Source organism: Limnospira fusiformis SAG 85.79 (genome assembly GCF_012516315.1).
Lineage (GTDB): Bacteria > Cyanobacteriota > Cyanobacteriia > Cyanobacteriales > Microcoleaceae > Limnospira > Limnospira fusiformis.
Genome location: NZ_CP051185.1, coordinates 5,090,035 through 5,112,810 on the forward strand (window position 1 = coordinate 5,090,035; position 22,776 = coordinate 5,112,810).

The window sequence follows — 22,776 nt, forward strand, 5'->3', positions numbered from 1 at the left end:
TCAAGGTGGTTAGGACGCAGCTTGACTAATGCTATACCCGATGATACAGCCTTTACACAAAACACAAAGTACAGTATAATGTATGGCTATTGTATCAGTTATCACAACCAACTACCATGAGCCGTTACTCTTTAGATTTTCGGAAAAAGATAGTAGAAGCCTATGAAAAAGGAGACACTTCTATCCGAAAAGTAGCGAAACGCTTTTTGGTGAGTCCAGACACGGTAAGGCGACTGGTCAAACAGTATCGATTAACGGGAGACTTATCTCCTCGTAAGTGTGGCACTAAAAAGAAAAGCATTTTATCTAAGCATGAGGAAGCCGTGATAGATATTGTGGAAGCCCACCCCGACCTGACCTTATGGCAATATAGTGAGAAGCTCAGAGACAAGCTGGGCATAAATGTCAGTACGACCATGATAGATAGATTTTTAAAGCAGCACGATATAAGTCTCAAAAAAAAACATACAGGAGCGAAAAAGTAGTAACTGAAGAAGTACAGAAAGCGCGAGTAGATTATTGGTAAAGAATTAGAGATGTGTCTCCTGAAAAGCTTGTGTTTATTGATGAAAGTGGGTTATGGGTAGGGATGAGCAGACCGTTAGCCAGAGCGACGAAAGGGAAAAAAGTCTATGAACTGCGGAAATCCTATCGAGGTCAAAAAATGACAATAATTGGTGCAATTAAGCTCTCCGGAGTGGTAGCGACTCAAACATTAGAAGGGTCCATGAAAAAAGAGGATTTTCTCCAATTCATCAAGTTAGATTTATTGCCAAAATTAAAAAAAGGAGATGTAGTGGTAATGGATAACTGAAATTCTCATCATCGAGAAGAAGTCAAAGAAATGATAGAGTCAGTAGGAGCCAGGGTAGAATATCTGCCGGTGTATTCCCCTGAGTTTAACCCGATAGAGATGATGTGGTCACAGCTCAAAAGTTTAGTGTGCAAGTTCAGGACGGAGACCATGGAATTATTAGTGAGATTGGTAGAAGTGGCGGTAAGCCTTGTGGATTTACAGTGTTTGAATAACTGGTTTACCAAGTGTTGTTACTGTGCTTAATGATTGAGATAAAGGCTGTATAGTCAAGCTGGGGACTGATGGCATTACGGTTTTTTTAGTCTGGCAATTAATGAAGCAAAACCAGAAACTGATATCAGAGGTTAACTCCAGAGACAACGAATTAATGAAGCTGATTTACACAATCCTAAATCAATATAGGCAGTACCCAACAGGATTAAGCGATCGCACTAGCCGGATTAACCGTCCCAGGGGAGAAAGCAAGGAGTAAGTTATCAGACTGACCCAATGGAAGGTAGCCTACTGGGAAAATGGACAAAACAAGTACAAATTCCCAGTTAGGACAAAAAAGCGATCGCATTAAGTCCCTTGACACCAATCTGGACTTCTACAATTCCAAGACAAAGGTGAACGCTTCACTATTAATCTCATTAACGGGTTTGCGTCGCAGTTCTACAGATTTCTCACGGGGTAATAAGTCGAATACTTCCCGGAATACATCATCTACCTTTTCATAGGCGACTAGCCCCACCTCATCTAACACGACATCTCCTGATTGGTCAATTATCACTGTTTGGGGAACATATCCTCGATAGTAATGACCCGGTTCCGTGGGAGGTAGGGACGAGTCCATGGGGATTGAATCAATATTAACTGGGATAAAGTCCGCAGCCCTTCCGTAATACTCTTGTAGTTGCGATACTGTTGTCGAAAATACTTTGCAGTCGCGGCTGTCGTCCAGGAAAAAAACTAGCAATGCTGGTTTATGGAGTCTCAAAGACTGGGACAGTTCAACTCGTGGCGGCACCAGAGACCCATTACCGCCATAAAGAGCAAAAATGTTGCCATCAAACTTATCATCGTCAATATTTGCTAAAGCTGGACCAGTTCCCAGGGGAAATGTTAGCAAGGCAGCTAAGGCCATGATTAGTAAGCCCCTGGGTATGAGTCGGAGGTTGAATGTTATTGGGTTGGAGTTCAGCACTGTCATCAGTTAATTGAGAGTCCTAGCTTTCGGAATTGTTACAATCTTTTAACGACATTTTACAACAGCGATCGCCAAGATTATGACCCGAATATTCAGCCAGTATCGGGAAAATCACCGCCGGATTTGGCCATTTACCTCAGTCCCTCGTCCCTAATTATTAAGTTTTTCCCCATGAAATGTTAAAAACTATTACAAATATACTAATAATGTGAACATAATGCCTCAAAATACATTTCGAGGTAGTCATGTCATGAGGTTTCATTTGGGGGACCAAATAGGGACACCCGAAACTCGTGGCGGCGTATAATCAAATACGCCCGATCGCGATCGATAAATGACTCGGCAATCTTGGTAATAGCCAAAAGTTGCCTGCTCAGGAGAAGTTGCCTGCTAACCGCCACCTGTGGCAGGTTAAATGGTACTTCCCAAAGCTGAGGAGCCACGACACCGGGCTGACCGAAAGTCGTAGGCTTCATCATGAACACATTAGCTAAACCCTGTGGTAGAAAATGAGTATCGTTACCAAATCCATCGTCAATGCAGACGCTGAAGCGCGTTATCTGAGCCCTGGTGAATTAGATCGGATCAAATCCTTTGTTACCTCTGGCGAACGCCGGGTTCGGATTGCTGAAACCATGACAGGTGCTCGTGAGCGCATCATCAAGGAAGCAGGAAACCAACTTTTCCAAAAACGTCCTGATGTAGTCTCTCCCGGTGGAAATGCCTACGGTGAGGAAATGACTGCCACCTGCCTGCGGGATCTAGACTACTACCTGCGTCTGATCACCTACGGAATTGTTGCTGGCGATGTTACCCCCATTGAAGAAATCGGGGTTGTAGGTGTTCGCGAAATGTACAAATCTCTTGGTACTCCCATCGAAGCAGTAGCTGAAGGTGTACGGGCTATGAAGAGTGTAGCCACTTCCCTGCTGTCTGGAGAAGACGCAGCCGAAGCAGGTGCTTACTTCGACTACCTAATTGGTGCAATGTCATAAGCACTGGCGATTATCTCTTATTAATCGACCAAGATTCATCTAAACAATTCCTAGATCAAGCGACCATTAGCAAACGAAACCATCATGCAAGACGCAATCACTTCCGTAATCAACTCCTCTGACGTTCAAGGTAAATACCTGGATGCTAGCGCTATCCAAAAACTGAAAGCCTATTTCGCTACTGGTGAACTGCGCGTTCGTGCAGCAACCACCATCAGCGCTAATGCAGCTAACATCGTTAAGGAAGCAGTTGCTAAGTCTCTGCTGTACTCCGATATCACCCGTCCCGGTGGTAATATGTACACCACTCGTCGCTATGCTGCTTGCATCCGTGACCTGGACTACTACCTCCGCTATGCTACCTATGCTATGCTGGCTGGCGATCCTTCCATCCTGGATGAGCGTGTACTCAATGGCCTGAAAGAAACTTATAACTCTTTGGGTGTACCCATTGGCGCTACCGTTCAAGCTATCCAAGCTATGAAAGAAGTTACTGCTGGCTTAGTTGGTGCTGATGCTGGTAAGGAAATGGGCATTTACTTTGATTACATCTGCTCTGGCTTGAGCTAAGACTGCTCACAGAGGAAGCTAGAATGTAGTCATCCCCTTTGGAAATACTACAGTCTTGGTTCTTCAATTCCTATAAACTTAGGGCCAGGGAAGTCTGAAGTGAGTGCTAGACCGCCAAAGGCTTGTCTGTATCATTGATAAGTTTTAGCGAGCTAGTATTGGCTTATGACTCCCGGCCTTTAGTCATTTGATAAATATTACTGTCAAATACTGTCAAAATTGCTGACTTAACTCAGGAGCAAGATAATCATGAGATCTTTCAAAGTAACAGCTTGCGTTCCCAGCCAAACACGGATTCGCACTCAGCGTGAGTTACAAAATACCTATTTCACTAAGCTGGTTCCCTATGACAACTGGTTCCGGGAACAGCAACGGATTATGAAAATGGGTGGAAAAATTGTCAAAGTTGAATTAGCCACTGGGAAGCCGGGAACTAATACAGGACTGCTGTGATCATAGTGGAAACGCCAACCGCCTTGGCGGTGTGGCGTGTTTAGTTCACCCGCTCAATTTCGCTACAATTGCGATCGGGTGTATATATGCCAATAGCAATCAGCGCTATATATCTAAAAATTAATTTAACTTCATCTTTTTGGACACTTGTGGCTAGGTGGGCTTGTATATTGATGGCCCCGTTTCTCACCACCACGAGTGGCTTTTCTGCTTGTATAATTAGAGAAATACACTTGACCAACAGAACTAATCACCTATCACGAGTAGATATAAGGGGTGCGTTTGGTCACTTATTCGCTCAAGTCCAGGAAACTGCTAGATCCGAAATACCTTCGAGGAATCCCTGTCCCCCGGCTTAAATAGTCAATATTTAAATGTAAAATTCCCCTGGGGAAGTATGTCAACCTTATTGATGATTGCTGATGGATAATAGTACAAATTTCGTTGAATCTATATTAGCACAAACTCCTTCCGAAAATCCTACCACTAATCTGAGTAATAAAGTCACCTCAGAAATGTTGTGGATGGGGGCTACAGGTTTGATGCTAATAATACTGATTGTAGTCTCAGTCATTTATAACTCTAAAAACAAAGGTCTTGCCAAGCAGTTGAAAATGGAGACCTTTAGAAATAAAGAACTCCATAAAAAATATAAATTAGCCTTGGCGACTATTTCTAAAATGGAGAAAAACCCAGACTTAATTCACTCCAGGGAATTTAACCTTGATTATCTCAGGATGAGAATGTCTGAGGATGTTTTCCATTATGCCATCATTGTTCAAATTAAGATGAAGGTCAAGCAGCAAATAGCTGTGGCTCTGCGACCTACACAGGCGGCTGTGGGAGAAAAAAGTAATGCTGGTCAAGGTCGCCAAGTTGATTCAATTTTTGATGTTGAATACGACACAGGAGACTCTGAACATAGCAAAAAACGGGTATTATTTCGGATACAAATTAGGTTGATGAAATTACCCACGCAAGCAACTTCAACGACTATTAATCAGATTATTGACTGCTTGGAAACCTATTTGAGTCCCTCGGATGACCATGATAATTGGCAACCGACAATTCAGGGGAGAATTGCCCATATTGAATGGGACCAAAAAGCCAAACCTACTCCCCTATTAGTGTTAGAACAATCTAACGAAGGCATGAATGTTACGTTCCGTACTAATAGGAAACTCCCGGAAAGTCAGGGTAAAACTCCCTTACCAGCATCAGGTCGCAACAAGTCTAAACGCCGTAAAACTACTTCGAGTGGTAACACTCATTTTACCCCTTAACTGTGGCTGGTCTCAGTCTTCAGGAGTATCAAATAAAACTGTGGTCATATAGCGTTCTGCCCATTCCTCGCCAAAGGCTTTTTCGAGGACGCGCCTGGTCTTATCGTTTTGCTGTTGTTGTTGACAGTAGTGGCGTTGAGCGTTGATCATGTGAATTTGTTGCTCTGGGGAAACTGGAGTTTGAGCGATCGCACTTTGACAGTGTAGTTCCATATAAGTCTCAACCCGACTCAGAAACAGGTTTTCCTCTTGCTCATTTGCCGGACGCACAAACAGACAAAACTCGGAAAAAATATCCCCCCAGGCGGGAATATCACGGGGTTGAGAAAAATGATTTTGGGGTAATTCTTGCAGGACTCGGTGATAATTTTCGGGTAAAGTGCGATCGCCATTCATGGGCGACAAATCCACAATCGCCGCCCCAATTCTACCACGTCCCCCCACCAAATCCGTACCAAACATAGGCAGAGCATAGGAACTGCGGGGAAACATCACACAATGGAGAATATCCAAACCACTACCCACCTTAGCCAATTCCAAGTGCATCTTACGAAACTGTGGAGTTTGATAGCAGCGATTTTCAATAGTCAACCTTTCCCCTTCTAATCGCCCCTCAATATATCCTAAATCATCAGGCAGATGATAGGGTTGCAGATCCAAATACTGACCCCACAGGCGTTCAATACTGTTCGCCAATCTACGAATTAACGGGTGTTGTTGTTCCCGCAAAGAATTTTGGTTGTAAGTTGATTGCATTCTCAAACCTAATTAAAACAGCCGTTCCCAAAAAAGCAAGTTATGAATATTGTAAGTCCCCCTGAACAACTATGTGCATCAGCCAGGAAGCGTCGGCCCAATTATTTCAGTGAACCCGCCACAGCCCAATTTATGTTAAAGGGAGACAAGCGACAGCAGTTTCTGAAACCATACCCCTGCTTAGGTTTCAGCCTATCACCTTAGACCTGAGCCGGAATGTTTCGGATACTGATACGGTTATTATCACACAATTAGTGGGTATCTGTAAGTATAATTAGTTAGATTTGCTGTAATTCGTTTGCACTCCCTGGGTTAATTGGAAATCCGCAAGACCTATGTATATTTACACTACCCCCAGGTTTGATCAACAAGCCAAACAATTTGGTATTCAGGGTCAGATTGCAGAATTAGTGGTAGCCATTCAGACCCAGGGCAGTTCTGCTGTCCATGCCTATTTTAACTGGAATTATCCCTATCTGAAGCGGCCTGTCCGTAATCTGAGACTGCTAGGGAAAATCTTTCCTTTTAAGAATGAGCGAGTATTGTGTTTACTGGATGTTTTGACTAGGGGGGGTAATGAATATGAGTCTTTTCTGCAAAACCCCGAAGACTACGGGAAAAAGCATTTAGACCCTCTAGTTTATTATACTGACCTGGAAAATAGTATCAAAGGCCAAAAAGAAAGACAAAAAGGGCCTTTACGTCCAAAATTTTTACCAGAAATCTATCACGGTTGGCTACAACGACCTACCTGGACTCGCAACACAGACGATCGCATTATTTGTGAAGGTGAGGTCTGGATCAAACAATTTCAGCAGCAGGAAACTCGCGACCAATGGCAGAGTTATGGTGAAATTGTCCTAGCCATTGTCGAAGGACAGGAGGAAAAACAGGACACTCCATGGCCAAATTTATACTTAACCCGTAAACCAGACAGTAGTAATTATGTCCTCTATAGCCATTTAGAGACAGCCGACGGCTTACCTCGTCGGGTAGTGTTCTTAGTAGCCAGTTTTGATAGTCCACCTCAACCAGGCGATATTGAGGCGGTGCTACAACAGACCCGTCTGTTAACTCTCGACTTTCCCCAGGGTATTTTTTCCACACCCATTACATTTGATATTCTCTCCCGTTATACCCGTCGCGCTTATCCAGATTATTTAGTTCTAGACCCAGCACTTTGGCTAGAACTCGAAGCAGATAATGGTATTAATTTAGCCCTTTCTGTGGAAGAAGAAAGAATTTTACATGAACTTTCTAGCCCGGATTCTGAAAATTCTCTACCGTTATTTATTAATGGTCGCGCGGGCAGTGGCAAATCAACCATGTTGGTTTATTTGTTTGCTGAATACTGCGATCGCTACCGGAAAATTTATGCTCAAACACTCCCCGAAAAAGTGATCAAACCACTATTTTTGACTTATAATGAACGTCTGTTAACTCGCGCTAAACAAGGGGTAGAAAAGCTGCTGATAACTAACTATAAGTTCATGCTAAACAGCAGTAATCTGGAGAAAATGCCCCCATTAGAACCTTGCTTTCAATCCTTTCAAGATTTTCTAATTAATTTACTTCCTCCAGAAGAAAGCGACAAATTTGATCGCGATCGCTATATCTCCTTCTACGACTTCCGCCAACACTGTACCCATCGCCAAAAACGCTACTCTCCCGAATTATGCTGGCATATTATCCGCACATTTATCAAAGGCTATAGCCTCGTCACTCAAAACGATGAATACATGACCCCAGAGGATTATGATGATGTTCCTCGCCGAGAAAAAACCATTTCCTCAGAAGTCTTTGATGCCATTTATAGACAGGTATGGCCATGGTACTATAAACTAACCCATGATGGTGGCTATTGGGATGACCAAGACTTAATCCGGCGAGTCCTGCAAGTCCAAGGTGATAACCTCCCCAAATATACAGCCATTTTTTGTGATGAAGCCCAGGATTTCACCAAGTTAGAACTATTGCTAATCGTCAAACTCTCTCTATTTTCCGACTCAGTTATGTATCCCCCCATTCCCAGTTTACCCTTTGCCTTTGCGGGGGACCCATTTCAGACCCTTAACCCCACCGGATTTCGTTGGCAAAGCGTCAAAGCCACATTTTTTGATCAGGTAATTTCTCACCTAGATCCTGACCAAAAACTCAATCTAGGAATGTCATTTTATGAACTAGAATCTAATTACAGATCCAGCCCAGCCATAGTCAAAATGACCAATTTAATTCACCTATGGCGGCATCTAGTTTTTAAAATTCCCCAACTCAAACCCCAGGAAGCATGGCAACCGATCGCCAATGCTCGTCATCCCCAAAAATTCATCTTTGGTCAGCGTAATTTTTCCGTGAATGACCTCAAACGCCACATCGAAAAATCGCCCATTTTCATTGTACCATGTGAAGCCCACGGCGAACTAAAATATATTAAAAACGATGAATTTTTATCCTCCTTATATCCCCTAGCCAGCGAAACGAATCCCCCCAAAAATGTGTTAAGCGCCATTCAAGCTAAAGGCTTAGAATTCCCCCTAGTAATTTTATATAAATTTGGCGAACAGTTTGCCAAGGAATTTGGGCGATCGCTTTGGGATTACATCAACTTAGACCAAGAACATCCCTTAGAATTAGAGTATTTTTTCAATAAATTGTATGTAGCAGCCAGTCGAGGAATCACTAACCTAATAGTCATTGATACAGAAGCGGGAGACCGTCTCCTCTGGCAATATGCAACCACAGACTCGTTGCACCAATCTACATACCAACTAGAACAATGTTTAGCTGCATCAGACGATCGCCAAATTTGGTACGGCTATATAGGCGGTTTAAATTGGGGGGATAGTCTCGAAAATCTCGATCTCGATCACCGGGAATTACAAGCCCAAGAATTTGAAGAAAATGGGCGAATGCAGAAAGATCCAGTTTCCCTGCGACGGGCTAAACAGTTTTATCTCGAACTCGGAAAGGAACAAGAAGCCCTACTATGTGAAGCCTGGGCTCTGAGATTCGATCGCCGATTTCGAGAAGCCGGGCTATTGTTCTATCGCCGTGGTGAAAACGACGCAGCCTGGGAATGTTTCTGGCATGGTCTATGTTGGCAAGCCCTACTCGACTGGTATCACCAATTCCCTGAATCAAGACCAGCAGAACGTCCCCTAGTCCAATTTATGGCAACCCCCACCAAAACCTTAGCTGTGGTCTTTGCATTTACCCTGTTTTTAGAAGAAGTCCTAGCCCAAAAATCTACTACCGACCCGGGAAAAGTCAGTTTATCCAATTATGTAGGATCAAATGCCAGTACCCAGTATAGTTCTGGGCGCCCCCACCTCGGTTCTCGCACGCCGGACCACAACCGCAAACCCTGGAAAGCCGCCATTTCTGAATATGCCAGCAGAATCAAACGTTTGATGGCCGAAAAGCGATTATCTCCCCCTGTGTGGCAAAGATTTGGTGATGTATTGGAAGCCTTAGATGAAGCCAAATATGATGGCCTCCTAGATATTGCTGGGGAATGCTTCTATCGAGCCAAAAACTTGCGGCGGGCGGTCCGCTGTTGGCAGCGTTGTGGGTCTACTGACCGACGGGAATATAATATTGCTTTAGCTGATGTATTAGGCTTCCCAGAAGGTTTGGCTTATTTGGAACGAGCCGGAAATAGCGATCGCATTATTGCTGAATGGGAACGCGCCGGTCGTCCCGTCACCGCCCAGTGGTTAAAATATGGCGAATGTGTTAGACGCGCTTTACTTGCACAAAATCGCTACCGTGACTGGGTAGAATATTTGATGCGCTCCCGACAATGGTCTGATGCGATCGCCGCCTTAGAAGAGTGTTCTCCATCCGAAATCAAGAGCTTACAGTTTGAGTTAATCCGACAACTGGCTCGCTCTAATTTGACCCCACAACAGGTCCGCATTGCTCGCTCTCGCTATATGACCCTCATAGACCAAGTATTATCTAATTCCGATTGGAAAACCTATCTAGCAGTTCCCGAAGTCGGCATAGTCCTCGAAAGAATTGGCGATTTGGTGCGGACTTTACGATTTTATGAGCAGTTTGTTCAAGCCGAAAACCTGCATTTAAAGGTGTTTGCTCGACAACGTTGGATTGTTAATAAAATTAAACAGCAAAATTATGCGGCCAACGTTGACACTAGGCGGGCTGTCGCTATTCAGGAGGAGATTAACCGCAAAGCCTCTGATTGGAGGATTGATTTAGACGCTTTACCTACCGATCTGCCACCCATAGACCGTTTGACAGTCCATAAATCCCAGCAAGCCGCTATCAATCTTGTCCAAGGGTTGCCCCCTGGAGTGCAGCTAAATCTTTCCTCTTCCGATGGTCATGCTTATAGTTTCCGTATTGATTCCATTGAAGTGCGGGTCGTTAAACGCGATCACCTCCTCAAGGCGACAATTACCGATCTGCATACTCTCAATTTGCTACAAATCGAGGTTGATAGTCGCGGCGGTAGGGTCTGTATTGGCAATATGTTTGTCGAAGCGGATGATGGTCAGCGTCTTTTGTTTCAAGGTCCTGTTACTGGCTGTAGTGGCGCGATTATCTATCGTCAGAGTCCCCCATTGGTTCAACTAAAGTTACCCAATCACCCTGATACTATTGTTTTTTAGCAATTTGTTATCTTTGGGCGTGCATCACATCCCTAGGGGCGGGTTCTCCCATCCATCCTCTATTTCACCAGAGTCTTCATAACCCGCCCCTATAAAGTTACCCAATCACCCTGATACTATTACTATTATTTTTTAGCAATCTGTTATCTTTCCGCGTCCATCACCATCCGTAGGGGCGGGTTCTCCCATCCATCCTCTATTTCACCAGAATCTTCATAACCCGCCCCTATCCTAGTTTTTCCCGTAGCTTGTCCGATGCGAAGCACCCTACGCGGGTGCAGCAGTCTTATCCTGTGTGCTGTGGCTGGCTTTAGCACCGGGGCGGGTGTAGCAGTCTTATCCTGTGTGCTGTGGCTGGCTTTAGCACTGGGGCGGGTGTAGCAGTCCTATCCTGTGTGCTGTGGCTGGCTTTAGCACCGGGGCGGGTGTAGCAGTCCTATCCTGTGTGCTGTGGTGGCTTGGGGCGGGTGCAGCAGTCTTATCCTGTGTGCTGTGGCTGGCTTTAGCACCGGGGCGGGTGTAGCAGTCCTATCCTGTGTGCTGTGGCTGGCTTTAGCACCGGGGCGGGTGTAGCAGTCCTATCCTGTGTGCTGTGGCTGATCGCGCACCCGCCCCTACAGGGCCCGCCTCTACAACTTTTCGGCAACCTTCTCCAGAATCTGCCATAATTATTGAAATTGATACAGGAACTAAAAATACCTTAGTTATATGTCGGTTCAATTTTTTTACTTACCTGAAATTGATGTCAAGACCGTTGCTGATTACCTACAAAAGCCTACCCAAGAGGTGCAGCTTATTGATGTTCGAGAACCTCAAGAATTGGCGATCGCTAGTATTGATGGTTTTGTCAATTACCCCTTGAGTGAACATCAGCAGTGGTCAGAGTCCATTTTCTCTGAACTTGACCTCCATAAGGAAACTTGGGTAATGTGTCATCATGGCAGACGTTCAGCCCAAATGGGTCAGTGGCTCATTCAACAGGGTTTTACTAATGTTAAAAATATTACCGGGGGCATTGATGCTTACTCTGTAATCGTTGATGATACCGTACCCCGCTACTGATTTCGCAGAACAAAAAGAGTCCGCGCTATGCGGACTCTCCTGGGATAAACAGAAGGCTGTCGAGTTCATTCTGTTGATCGACTCGATTTATTCATACCGTTACTTATATTTCGTCTACTAGCCGGACCCGTCCCCGCCGAATTGAGTACAATAGGCGATCTATGGATCGTAGTTCTTCTTTTTCTAAGGATTCATCTAGTACCGCTGCCATTAGACCATAGCGATCGGCTTTAGTCAGCGCTCTGGTTTCAGTTACCGATGCAGTGATTTCGGAGAGTGCGCCGGGAAGTAGTTTGACTGGAGACATAAGTGCGTTTTGAACTCGACACTTTTATCATCCTCCATTTCTCAGATTAGATCCGTGATCTGCTCTCCCACCATCAGTGATTATACAGATGTAATTTGGTGAGTTAAAACACTTATAGCTGGTGATAACTGTCACAGTTACATCCAATAGGTTTCACTTATAGCTGCTCTAATCACAACTTATCTTTAAACACTAGAAATCTCAAACCCTTAATTAATCTAACTCCCGTCTCCCTTCTAACGCCCGCGCTAAGGTCACTTCATCAGCATATTCTAAATCTCCACCCACAGGTAAACCAAAAGCAATACGAGTTACCCTCGTAAAAGGCTTCAGTAATTGGCCTAAATATAATGTCGTCGTTTCCCCTTCCACGCTTGGGTTAACCGCGATAATCACTTCCTTAACCTGTTGTTGACTAACCCGCCTCACTAGGGGTTGAACTGTTAGTTGTTCTGGTCCAATTCCATCCATCGGGGAAATTACTCCCCCCAAAACATGATACAATCCTCTATATTCACGAGTCTTCTCTAACGCAATTACATCCCGTGAGTCGCTAACTACACATATCGTTTCGCGATCGCGTTGCGGATTACGGCAAATTTCGCAAACAGGTTCCGCTGACAGGTGAAAACATACCTGACACAAACCTACCTGTTTTTTCGCTTCCAACAACGCCCTCGCTAAAGCCTGTACTTCTTCCTCTGGCCGTTTGATAATATGAAGGGCAAGTCTTTGGGCAGTTTTGGGGCCAATACCGGGCAGCCTCTGGAACTGTTCGATTAGACGGGCTAAGGGGCGTGTGTAAACCGTTGTTTTTCCTCCATTTATGCGCTCACACAATAGTATATCCCCTTACCAGTGGGAACCGAATTATGTTAAGTTTTGTAACAAAAAATTAATAAATGTTACAAAAAATTTCTGTTTTGGGGGTTCCCTTGCTTTTTGGGTTGACTTATGGTATTATTTTAGAAAATGGAAATATATTCAATTTTTTTATTTTTGCAAATATCCAATTATATAAAAATATGTCAATAATATAGCATGAGTTCCCGTCGCCTGTCAACCCCCCCCAGCCACCCTGGCTGTACATTTTTTTAAAAATTGAACAAAAAATCAACCATAAAGCCAAAAAAAATCCACCGACGCGGTGGCGGTGGAACTACAAAGGATGATGGTGTGAGGAGCGAGTTACTAAACTTGCTTGCTTACAGTGTTAAGAATAGTCAGGCCTTGTTACAGCCCTGTGTCATGTGTATGAAGATTTTGTGACACCTGCCAGAAGCCAACTAGAGTCTTGTTGCAGTTGATAATTCGTAGATGTTTCTTGTGATCCGGGTTTGGTGGATAATAAGATTTGTTAGTTAAGCAGTATGGGTAGTTTTGTGGCACAAACATTTCAAGCTAAAGTTTACGTCACCCTTCGTCCTTCAGTGTTAGACCCAGCCGGGACGGCGGTTCGTTCCGGCGTTCAGCAGATGGGATATCAAAATGTCGAACAAATCCGAATTGGTAAATATATAGAGGTGACACTCCAGGCGGCGGACGAAGCGGAAGCAGTCCAGCAAATTGATCAAATTTGCGATCGCATTTTAGCCAACCCGGTCATCGAAACCTATCGTTTTGATTTAACCCCCCTATCGGAAACTGCAACCACTACAGCCCATTAGATATGAAATTTGGTATCCTAGTTTTCCCTGGTTCTAACTGCGATCGCGATGTCGCCTGGGTGACACAGGGACTTTTAAACAAACCCACCCGCATGGTGTGGCACCAAGATACAGACCTTTCTGATATTGATGTGGTAGTCATTCCCGGCGGGTTTAGTTATGGTGATTATCTGCGCTGTGGTGCGATCGCCCGTTTTTCTCCCATTATTCGCGCTACTATTGACCATGTAAATGCTGGTAAATTCGCGATCGGTATCTGTAATGGTTTCCAAGTTTTAACCGAAGCCGGACTTTTACCTGGGGCTTTGGTTCGCAATCGGGATCTGCATTTTATTTGCGATCGCGTTCCCATCAGAGTTGTCAATAATAAAACTCCCTGGACTAGAAAATATCAACCTAATGAGGTGATTACTCTTCCTATTGCTCACGGTGAGGGTTGTTACTATGCCGACGAAAAAACTCTGGCACAATTAGAAGATAATAACCAGGTCGTGTTCCGCTATGAAGGCGATAACCCTAACGGTTCTCTCAATAATATTGCCGGAATTTGTAACCAATCCGGTACTGTGGTCGGTATGATGCCTCACCCCGAAAGAGCTGCTGACCCTATGTTGGGTAATACTGATGGCATTAAAATGTTTGAAGCTGTATTACAACAAGTAGTTAGGGCTAGGGTTTAGTTATCAATTCTCAATTCTACTTTAATGGCGGGTTCCACAGTTAATGAAACTTACTGCGATATTAACAAACCCGCCCCCCTCACCTATCCCCTTATATCATCGAGCATAGTTAAGTTTTGCTGATAGATAAATTTCCAAGGTTTTGAATTTTAAAAGTATGTTAAGAATTGTTAAAATTTTATTGAGAATATCTCTCAAACACTTGACGAATTTATAGGGGTTTTGGTATGCTATAAATAATCGCATCCAAGGGCTTCTTGTGTTTTTACGCCAAAAAAGAGGCTACAACCCTTATTATATCGCGGATTATCAATATTCTCTGGCTAAAACTTAAAATCACGATGCACGAGTTTTGGGGCTAAAATGGACGGCTCAAAATCTGGCTATTGACAAAAACGCCATTTTGTGCGTTATGGCTCATCTGGCGGTTAGGGGCATAAAAAACTAAGTAATTTTCCCCATATCAATGAATGGAAAATAAATGATGATTTAGTATTGACAAACCCTGGAACTTGACCTATTATAGAAGCATGGGAATCTGTGGCGACATATATATAGGATTATCCCCAAAAGTATCGACCACTAGGCGGGAAGATAACAGAAGCAAAAGCCATACAATAAAAAGCGATGATTCCAAAACTGTTAGTCACAGGTGCGAGCGGTTTCTTGGGTTGGAATATATGCCAGGTAGCCAAATCTGAATGGGAGGTTTACGGAACGTATAATTCCAGTCCGGTGACAGATAGTGGTGTCAAATTTATCAAAACTGATTTGACGGTATTAGGAGACTTAAAGCAGGTATGGGAAGAAATAAAACCTGATGCGGTCATTCATGCAGCGGCGGCTTCAAAACCGAATTTTTGCGAAGAGAACCCGGATATATCTCATAAAATTAACGTGGTGGCGGCTGGGGATATGGCGAGTTTGTGCGGCGCGGCGGGAATTCCTTATGTGTTTACTTCGACTGACCTAGTATTTGATGGTTTAAACCCTCCGTATCGAGAAACTGATCTAGTTTGTCCGATTAACACTTATGGGGGACAGAAAGTGAAAGCGGAAGGGGAAATATTAGCCAGATATCCGAAAGCTGCTATCTGTCGAATGCCTTTAATGTATGGGATAGCCTCGCCTCATGGGGGTAGTTTTATCCAGGGATTTATCAAAACGCTAAAATCGGGAAATTGCCTCAACCTGTTTGAGGATGAATTTCGCACGCCAGTTAGCGGCACGACTGCGGCTAGGGGGTTACTGTTAGCGATTGAAAAAAAGGTTAATGGGATATTACACCTAGGGGGAAAACAGAGGATATCTCGCTATGAGTTTGGCTTGCTAATGGCGCAGGTGCTAGATTTACCAGCGGATAGAATTACGCCAGGAAAGCAACAGGATGTTAAATCGATCGCACCCCGTTCTCCCGATACATCCCTAGACAGTTCCCAAGCGTTTGATTTAGGATATGAACCCCCTTCAATTATGGAAGAGTTGGCAGCATTACGGGGTCTAGTTTAAGGTTAACTAGAAACTACATTAGCAGAATGAGCGATCGCATCAGGAACCTCAGCTTCCAAACGACGGAGACGAGGACTGCGATAGGCAATAATGACGGCAGCAATATTAATTATACCGACCCCACACAAAAGCAAAGCACTTCCCCGTCCGGGTCCCATACCGATAATATGTCCGACTCGATCTGCCAATATTCCCCCAGGCTGCATCATGGGTTCAAAAATGCCATCAACCAAAGGTCCGACGCTGAGTTGTGTTACGACTAACAAGGATTTTTCAAATAACCCTTGTAAAGCGAAAACTCGTCCTTGCAGATATTGGGGAACTTTGCATTGCCAGATAGTTTGGTTGCTGCTGATGACAATGGGCTGGGAGAATAGATAACCAAATCCGCCAATAGCTGCTAAAAATAGGGTAGGTTGAAATCCTCCTAAACATAAACAGAGTCCCTGTAGGGCGACAAACAACAGAATTCCATTAACTTGGCGTTTTAATCCTCCCCAGGCGCTGACTACTAGGCTACCGAATAACATCCCGCAACCACTAATAGATAACACTATCCCCAATTGGGAACTAGATGCAAAACTGAGAATAATCGGCCAGAAAAGAACCTGGATCATTCCTTCTGTTAGATAAATGACTGCAAAAAATAGCATTAACCCTAACAGTCCCGGACGCGCGGCTACATAATCCCACCCGGAGCTAATTTCTCCCCAGATCCGTTCAAAGTTAACGGTTTTGCGATCGCTTGATGCGACTGGTTTCGGATCGGGAAGCCTCACACTCAGCAGAGCAATGGTGGCTAGTACATAGGTGGCAAAATCAAAGACTAATACCCCCTGCAACTGGACAGCTTCTACTAAAAATCCGGCAATGGTCGGACCCAAAATTCTAGCCAGCGCCCGCGATATCTGTACCATGCCGTTAGCTCGACCTAAATGCTGTTTGGGAACAATTTGGGCGATCGCTGCCATGTAAGCTGGAATATGGAAGGCGTTAGCGACGGAACTGATGCTAACGGCTATGTAGATGTGCCAAATTTCCAGGCTGCCGGACTGTAACAGGATCATCATCCCTATTGCTGTCACACCTGTGGTAGAATCAGCTATTAGCATCACCCAACGTCGGTTCCACCGATCTACTAGCACCCCTGCTATAGGGGAAATTAGCAGATTGGGTAGATAGGCTAACACCATGATCAGAGCAAACAGGGTTAGGGAACCTGTGGTCTGATAAGCCCACACCCCTAAAGCGAAGTCTGTGATGTATGTGCCGACTACGGAGATAATTTGTCCTAACCAGATTCGCAAGAAGATTTGCATAGTCTATTGATTTATCGAAAAATGGGCAGATGCGGGAAACACAAAGTCAGCCAGCAAATAGTAATAGCTTCCCTTAGTCCCTGTCAATCAAGTGGGTTTCTCATTGCCTCGCATTTATTGACAACGATTTCCCTATTGTCGGCTTTTTCGGTAACTTTGGGGACTATTCAGGAATAAAAAAGCTAATACTGACCTGAGATGAACTATGGTGTTGGGATAAGGGCGATAAGATTAAGTTCTGGTGAGGCTTTTATGGCAATTTTTCCGATTTCTAAATGATATCGAAGGGGTCCCGGCTCTCAAAAGCCATATATATGTCGGCACAGATTCCCACAATAAAATTGTATGTCAAGTGCCGAGGTTTGTCAACTGTTTAAAGGTTAATTAAATGCGGGGCGCGTCCAACCCCAGCGTTATCGGTAGCGATCATTAAGCGATCGCCATCAAGTTCTGTAGGGGGGGGTTAAAAACTAGCAAAGACCCATGAAAATTCGGGTCTTTAATTCTTGGGATATGAAGATATCGGCCAAATTTCTATATATATGCGGCCACAGATTCCCATGCTTATATAATAAGTCAAGCCCTAATATTTGTCAATAGAAAATGGAGAATTTGGGTAAAAATGTGAGGGAAGTTAAAGGGGGGGTAGGAAGTGGCAAAATGTGGTTTGATCAAAAAGATGGGATATGCAAGCCAAATGACTGAGTATCAAACGTTAGTAGACCTACTGCGCGATCGCGCCGAAAAATTAAGAGACCAAAACGCCTATACATTTTTAGCGGACGGAGAAACGGAGTCGGGGCGCTTAACCTATAGGGAACTAGACGAACAAGCGAAAGCGATCGCCACAGAAATTCGTCGCCACGTCCCCCCCGGAACCCATGTATTAGTAGTGTATCCCTACACCACCGGACTAGAATTTATCGCGGCTTTTTTTGGGTGTCTGTATGCGGGGGTAGTAGCGGTAACGGATAACCCACCCCGGTCTAGCCAAGGATTAGGAAAACTGCAAGAACGCATCGAATTATCAAACGCTACAATAGCCCTAACCAGTAAACCCTTGTTATCCCATATACAAGGACTATTAAAAAAAGTGCCGGAATTAGCGCCCAAATTCGAGCAACTCCCCTGGATAACTACAGACAGTCTAAACCCGAAGCTAGGAGAGTCCTGGTCTCCCCCAGACATCAACCCGGAAACCCTAGCATTTCTGCAATATACTTCGGGTTCTACGGGAACACCAAAAGGAGTAATGGTGACTCACCAAAACGTCCTACACAACTCGGAAATGATTTATCAAGCCTTTGAACACAGGGGGGAAAGTCAAGGCTTGATCTGGCTACCCCTATTCCACGATATGGGACTTATTGGGGGAGTCATTCAACCGCTATATGGTGGTTTTCCGGTAACGTTAATGTCTCCGGTGGCGCTAGTACAGAAACCCATGAACTGGTTAAAAGCCATATCTCGGTACCAAGCGACGACCAGCGGCGGGCCGAATTTTGCCTATGATTTACTGTGGCGACAGGCGACCCCTAGTGAGATCAAAAAATTGGATTTAAGTAGCTGGGAGGTGGCATTTTCTGGGGCTGAACCTGTCCGCGCCGAAACTTTAGAGAATTTTGCCAAAACGTTCGCGGAGTGTGGTTTTCGACGATCGGCTTTTTATCCCTGTTATGGTATGGCGGAGACGACTTTATTTATTTCTGGGGGTCGAAAAGCAGATCTTCCGGTGATTCGCTATGTCGATCGCACGGCTTTGGAGGAAAATAAGGTGGTAGCTGTGGAGAGTGATCATCGGTCGGCGAAAGCTGTGGTTGGCTGTGGTCATGGTTGGCTAGGGGATGAAATTGTCATTGCTAACCCGGAAACCCTAACCCGTTGTGCTGAGGGAGAAGTAGGGGAAATTTGGCTGCGCGGCGCGGGTATTGGTTTGGGTTATTGGAATAACCCAGAGGAAAGCGATCGCACGTTTAAGGCTAAATTAGGTAATCAGGGTGGGTTTCTGAGGACGGGTGATCTGGGGTTTTTGGAGAATGGGGAATTATTTATTACGGGTAGGATTAAGGAGATGATGATTCTCTGGGGTCGCAACCATTATCCCCAACATATTGAACAAACTTTAGAAACCTGTCATGATCAGTTACGTCCGGGCTGTGGGGCGGCTTTTTCGATTGAAGTGGAGGGGGAAGAACGTCTGGTCATCGCCTACGAGGTACAACGGCAATTTCTGCGAAAGCTGAATGTCGAGGAGGTTATTGGCGCTATCCGTCATGCGATCGCTGATCAGCATCTAGCGGATGTTTTTGCGGTAGTATTACTGAAAACTGGAACTCTCCCGAAAACTACCAGCGGTAAGGTCCAACGCCAAGTCTGTGGCCGTCAGTTTCTCGCGGGAACTCTGGAGGTGGTCGGACAATGGCAATGTCAGGAGTTGCAACAAAGCAATATTTCTGACCTGGTGCGCCGGGAACAAGTTAACAGTTAATCAACAAACATCAAGCAGCTTTGGCCAGGGCATCGCAACCGGATCTCTTTGGTTGCCCCTGGTCTTGTATAATTAAATATACCTGTATTACTATATGGGTGATTAATCAAATAAGGAAAAGTGCTATTTATGACTGAGGTAGGGTTACAGAGCAATTTTAAAGATAAACTGCGAAATTTCTTAATTTATGGCATTGGCGAACCGATATTAAGAGGCTTAGAAACATCGATTGGTAAATATTCCAAAATTGGAGATACGGCATTTTTTGACGCTGCCAAATACCCGGAACATTTCCAATGGGTTGACCTGTTAGAAAGGGATTGGCATTTAATCCGCCAGGAGGTAGACGAACTGTTAAAATATCGGGATAATTTGCCTAATTTTCAGGATATTTCGCCGGATCAAGCCTATAATACGAGTACGGATAATTTATGGAAAACCTACTGTTTATATGGCTATGGAGTTAAATCTGCTGAAAGTTGTGATCGCTGTCCTGAGACCACCAAAATCATCCAAAAAATCCCAGGTTTAAAAACGGCATTTTTCTCTATATTACTGCCGGGCAAACATATCCCGGAACATCGGGGACCATACAAGGGGGTAATTCGGTGTTTGTTAGGTTTAAAAGTGCCGGAACCCCGGGAAAAGTGCCGTCTGCGAGTAGGGGATGAAATCCGGCATTGGGAAGAGGGAAAATGTATGTTATTTGACGATTCATTTCCCCATGAAGCGTGGAATGAAACGGATGGAATTAGGGTAGTGTTATTCTTGGATATTGTGCGACCTTTAAAGTTTCCTTGGTCGGCGGTTAATGAGTTATTGATTAAACTAATTGCGGCTTCTCCATACATTCAGGAAGCGACGGCGAATCAGAAAAAATGGAACGATCGCCTAGACCAAGTATGGCAGAGAGATCCACAAAATTCCCGACAGTAACCCGGGGTAATTTATAGCCAGTATAATGATTAATCAAAAAACGGCGTAAACTTGAAGCGGGCTATAAGCCTGTAGACTCTAGGGATGTAATTATAGTCCCTAGGGTCAGCCGGAAAAGATGATGTCAGCATCCAATCAACAAAAAAGTTGCCAAAAAATTAAAATAGGTTATATTATCCAAGAGACCGGAAACTTTTTCGCTTACTCAATCACTTATTAAGACTTAATGACTGCTTTCCAACATCCGTTTGATGCAGCAACGTTAATGGAAATATTAAAGGGTCGAGCCATCCATCAACCCCATCAAGTTGCTTATAAATTTTTAGTGGATGGAGAAACTGAAACCATCAGTTTAACCTACCAAAAGTTAGACAGAATATGTCGAGCGATCGCCGCCCATCTCCAAAGCCTCAGCCAACCGGGAGAGAGAGCCTTACTACTATATCAACCGGGCATAGATTATATTACGGCATTTTTTGGCTGTTTGTATGCAGGTATAGTACCAATTCCGGCCTATCCGCCGCGCCCCAACCGCTCGCTGTCGAGGATTATGGGTATCTTAGAAGACGCGGACTCTCACCTAGCCCTAACCACAGAATCTGTGCTACCGAGTCTACAGCGGCAATTTGGGGAGGTTTGGGAACTACAGAAACTGAACTGGGTTGCCACAGATAAGGTAGCCGAAAGTTGCAGCGATCGCTATGAGGACCTAAGCATCAACCCGGAAAGTTTAGCGTTTCTCCAATATACATCAGGTTCAACGGCTACCCCCAAAGGGGTGATGATCAGCCACCAGAACCTGATGCACAATTCGGGCTGGATTTATGAGAAATTCGGTCACAACCAGGACAGCATAGGGATGATCTGGCTACCACCCTATCACGATATGGGGTTAATTGGGGGGATTATCCAGCCCCTATATGGAGGATTTCCGGTGGTGTTAATGTCTCCGCTAATGTTCCTCCAACGTCCTATCAGGTGGCTAGAAGCAATATCAAGACATGGTGCGACCACCAGCGGCGGGTCAAACTTTGCTTATGACTTGTGCGTGCGCCGAGTCACACCAGACCAAATAGAAACCCTAGACCTGAGTAGTTGGGATTTAGCATTTAATGGGGCGGAACCGATATCCCATGAAGTGTTAGAAAAATTTGCGCGGACGTTTGCTAGTTGTGGATTTAATCCCCAGGCTTTCTATCCCTGCTATGGTATGGCGGAGGCTACCCTAATCGTCAGTGGCGGCGATAAAACTCAACTACCGACGTTGAAAACGATTCAAGCATCATCCCTAGAACAACATCAGGCGATCGCCACCAACGGTCACGCCGAGAATACTCGCACAGTAGTAGGCTGTGGCTCAAGTTTGGAAGATCAGGCGATCGCCATTGTGGACCCATCCACGGGGATACCCTGTGAACCCGGACAGGTAGGAGAAATTTGGGTATCAGGACCAAGTATCGCCCAAGGTTACTGGAATCGACCATCAGAAACCGAGTCCATCTTTAGTCAATATCTAGCCACCACCGGAGAAGGACCATTTTTGCGGACTGGAGATTTAGGCTTCATCGAAAACGGCGAACTATTTATTACTGGTCGCCTGAAAGATGTAATTATCATTAACGGCCGCAACCATTATCCCCAAGACATAGAATGGACGGTTGAACAAAGTCACCCCTTAATCCGTCCTAGTTGTGCGGCGGGATTTTCCGTAGATGTGGGGGGGGAAGAAAGGTTAGTGGTGATTGCAGAAGTAGAACGCTACTATTGGAAACGGCAATCTAGTCCTCGTCGTGAAACCTCAACCAATGTTTCCAGGGAGGAATCCTTCAGCACTAAGGACCTAATTCAATCAATCCGGCGTGCGGTTTCCCAAAATCATGATTTGCAAGTTTATAGTACCCTGCTACTCAAACCTGGAACCATTCCCAAAACATCAAGTGGTAAGATCCAACGTCATGCTTGCCGTGCTGGTTTTCTAGCGGGGACTTTGGAGGTAGTCGAAGACTAAACTTATTCTGCCCGTTAGAGGTAATAACAGAAACAGCAAAGGATTGATCAGATCGGCTTCGTGGCACAATAACCGTCTAGGTGCGATTTAAGATTCACCGCCG

21 protein-coding genes and 1 pseudogene are annotated in these 22,776 nt (G+C 44.7%); 15 read left to right on the top strand and 7 right to left on the bottom strand.

From position 1 onward, the window contains the following. The first annotated feature begins 116 nt into the window (after nt 1–116). A pseudogene (locus HFV01_RS23760) lies at nt 117–1,060 on the top strand (IS630-like element ISAtsp7 family transposase). 19 nt (nt 1,061–1,079) lie between these two features. Then, entirely contained in the window at nt 1,080–1,289 is a 210-nt protein-coding gene (locus tag HFV01_RS31195; RefSeq protein WP_071533530.1) for a hypothetical protein, read from the top strand. Here the strand turns inward: HFV01_RS31195 and HFV01_RS23765 are convergent. From HFV01_RS23765 to HFV01_RS23775, 3 genes are all read right to left on the bottom strand, one after another. Then, nucleotides 1,236–1,394, bottom strand: coding sequence for a hypothetical protein (locus HFV01_RS23765; protein ID WP_155839091.1), 159 nt, complete (start codon nt 1,392–1,394; stop codon nt 1,236–1,238). The genes HFV01_RS31195 and HFV01_RS23765 overlap by 54 nt on opposite strands. A 12-nt stretch (nt 1,395–1,406) precedes the next feature. Further along, a complete protein-coding gene (locus tag HFV01_RS23770) occupies nt 1,407–1,943 on the bottom strand; it encodes a thylakoid membrane photosystem I accumulation factor (protein ID WP_006621704.1) in 537 nt (178 codons plus the stop codon). A 311-nt stretch (nt 1,944–2,254) separates the two neighbouring features. Further along, nucleotides 2,255–2,485: a hypothetical protein gene (locus HFV01_RS23775; protein WP_006667936.1), complete on the bottom strand. Its 231-nt coding sequence runs from the start codon at nt 2,483–2,485 to the stop codon at nt 2,255–2,257. A gap of 30 nt (nt 2,486–2,515) precedes the next feature. Between HFV01_RS23775 and apcA the strand changes: the two genes are divergently transcribed. The 4 genes from apcA (at nt 2,516) to HFV01_RS23795 (ending at nt 5,307) form a co-directional block, all read left to right on the top strand. Next, nucleotides 2,516–3,001, top strand: a complete 486-nt coding sequence (gene apcA / locus HFV01_RS23780; RefSeq protein WP_006617276.1) for an allophycocyanin subunit alpha — start codon at nt 2,516–2,518, stop codon at nt 2,999–3,001. 84 nt (nt 3,002–3,085) lie between these two features. Continuing rightward, nucleotides 3,086–3,571: an allophycocyanin subunit beta gene (gene apcB, locus HFV01_RS23785; protein ID WP_006617275.1), complete on the top strand. Its 486-nt coding sequence runs from the start codon at nt 3,086–3,088 to the stop codon at nt 3,569–3,571. A 249-nt stretch (nt 3,572–3,820) separates the two neighbouring features. Then, the gene (locus HFV01_RS23790) at nt 3,821–4,024 is read left to right on the top strand and encodes a phycobilisome linker polypeptide (protein WP_006617274.1); all 204 of its coding nucleotides are present in this window, start codon (nt 3,821–3,823) and stop codon (nt 4,022–4,024) included. Nucleotides 4,025–4,446: 422 nt separating this feature from the next. Further along, nucleotides 4,447–5,307: a hypothetical protein gene (locus tag HFV01_RS23795; protein ID WP_193520439.1), complete on the top strand. Its 861-nt coding sequence runs from the start codon at nt 4,447–4,449 to the stop codon at nt 5,305–5,307. Between the two features lie 12 nt (nt 5,308–5,319). On the opposite strand, the gene HFV01_RS23800 is transcribed toward HFV01_RS23795, so the two are convergent. Next, on the bottom strand, nt 5,320–6,063 hold the full coding sequence (locus HFV01_RS23800; RefSeq protein ID WP_006621708.1) for a phycocyanobilin:ferredoxin oxidoreductase: 744 nt from the start codon (nt 6,061–6,063) through the stop codon (nt 5,320–5,322). Between the two features lie 335 nt (nt 6,064–6,398). On the opposite strand from HFV01_RS23800, the gene HFV01_RS23805 reads away from it, so the two are divergent. The 3 genes from HFV01_RS23805 to HFV01_RS23810 all read left to right on the top strand — a co-directional run bounded on the left by HFV01_RS23805 (nt 6,399) and on the right by HFV01_RS23810 (nt 11,759). Next, entirely contained in the window at nt 6,399–10,697 is a 4,299-nt protein-coding gene (locus tag HFV01_RS23805; protein ID WP_193520440.1) for a helicase domain-containing protein, read from the top strand. A gap of 400 nt (nt 10,698–11,097) precedes the next feature. After that, a complete protein-coding gene (locus tag HFV01_RS31200; RefSeq protein WP_008056966.1) occupies nt 11,098–11,220 on the top strand; it encodes a hypothetical protein in 123 nt (40 codons plus the stop codon). Nucleotides 11,221–11,405: 185 nt separating this feature from the next. Next, nucleotides 11,406–11,759 carry a rhodanese-like domain-containing protein gene (locus HFV01_RS23810; protein WP_006621712.1) on the top strand — a complete coding sequence of 118 codons (354 nt, stop codon included), beginning with the start codon at nt 11,406–11,408 and terminating at the stop codon, nt 11,757–11,759. Between the two features lie 103 nt (nt 11,760–11,862). Here the strand turns inward: HFV01_RS23810 and HFV01_RS23815 are convergent, their stop codons facing one another. Continuing rightward, nucleotides 11,863–12,066, bottom strand: a complete 204-nt coding sequence (locus tag HFV01_RS23815; protein ID WP_006621713.1) for a hypothetical protein — start codon at nt 12,064–12,066, stop codon at nt 11,863–11,865. 213 nt (nt 12,067–12,279) lie between these two features. Next, the gene (recR, locus tag HFV01_RS23820) at nt 12,280–12,906 is read right to left on the bottom strand and encodes a recombination mediator RecR (RefSeq protein WP_006667941.1); all 627 of its coding nucleotides are present in this window, start codon (nt 12,904–12,906) and stop codon (nt 12,280–12,282) included. 530 nt (nt 12,907–13,436) lie between these two features. Here recR and purS point away from each other — a divergent pair. The 3 genes from purS (at nt 13,437) to HFV01_RS23835 (ending at nt 15,922) form a co-directional block, all read left to right on the top strand. Further along, nucleotides 13,437–13,733, top strand: coding sequence for a phosphoribosylformylglycinamidine synthase subunit PurS (purS, locus tag HFV01_RS23825; protein ID WP_006621716.1), 297 nt, complete (start codon nt 13,437–13,439; stop codon nt 13,731–13,733). A gap of 2 nt (nt 13,734–13,735) precedes the next feature. Continuing rightward, nucleotides 13,736–14,413 (top strand): phosphoribosylformylglycinamidine synthase subunit PurQ, encoded by a 678-nt coding sequence (gene purQ / locus HFV01_RS23830; RefSeq protein ID WP_006621717.1) that lies wholly within the window; start codon nt 13,736–13,738, stop codon nt 14,411–14,413. A gap of 627 nt (nt 14,414–15,040) precedes the next feature. After that, nucleotides 15,041–15,922: an SDR family oxidoreductase gene (locus tag HFV01_RS23835; protein WP_006621719.1), complete on the top strand. Its 882-nt coding sequence runs from the start codon at nt 15,041–15,043 to the stop codon at nt 15,920–15,922. Nucleotides 15,923–15,924: 2 nt separating this feature from the next. Here HFV01_RS23835 and HFV01_RS23840 read toward each other — a convergent pair whose 3' ends face one another. Continuing rightward, a complete protein-coding gene (locus HFV01_RS23840) occupies nt 15,925–17,241 on the bottom strand; it encodes an MFS transporter (RefSeq protein WP_006621720.1) in 1,317 nt (438 codons plus the stop codon). Nucleotides 17,242–17,920: 679 nt separating this feature from the next. On the opposite strand from HFV01_RS23840, the gene HFV01_RS23845 reads away from it, so the two are divergent. From HFV01_RS23845 to HFV01_RS23855, 3 genes are all read left to right on the top strand, one after another. Beyond that, nucleotides 17,921–19,729, top strand: a complete 1,809-nt coding sequence (locus HFV01_RS23845) for a fatty acyl-AMP ligase (protein ID WP_006621722.1) — start codon at nt 17,921–17,923, stop codon at nt 19,727–19,729. Nucleotides 19,730–19,858: 129 nt separating this feature from the next. After that, the gene (locus HFV01_RS23850; RefSeq protein ID WP_006621723.1) at nt 19,859–20,665 is read left to right on the top strand and encodes an aspartyl/asparaginyl beta-hydroxylase domain-containing protein; all 807 of its coding nucleotides are present in this window, start codon (nt 19,859–19,861) and stop codon (nt 20,663–20,665) included. A 226-nt stretch (nt 20,666–20,891) separates the two neighbouring features. Continuing rightward, nucleotides 20,892–22,673, top strand: coding sequence for a fatty acyl-AMP ligase (locus HFV01_RS23855; RefSeq protein ID WP_006621724.1), 1,782 nt, complete (start codon nt 20,892–20,894; stop codon nt 22,671–22,673). The last annotated feature ends 103 nt before the right edge of the window (nt 22,674–22,776 follow it).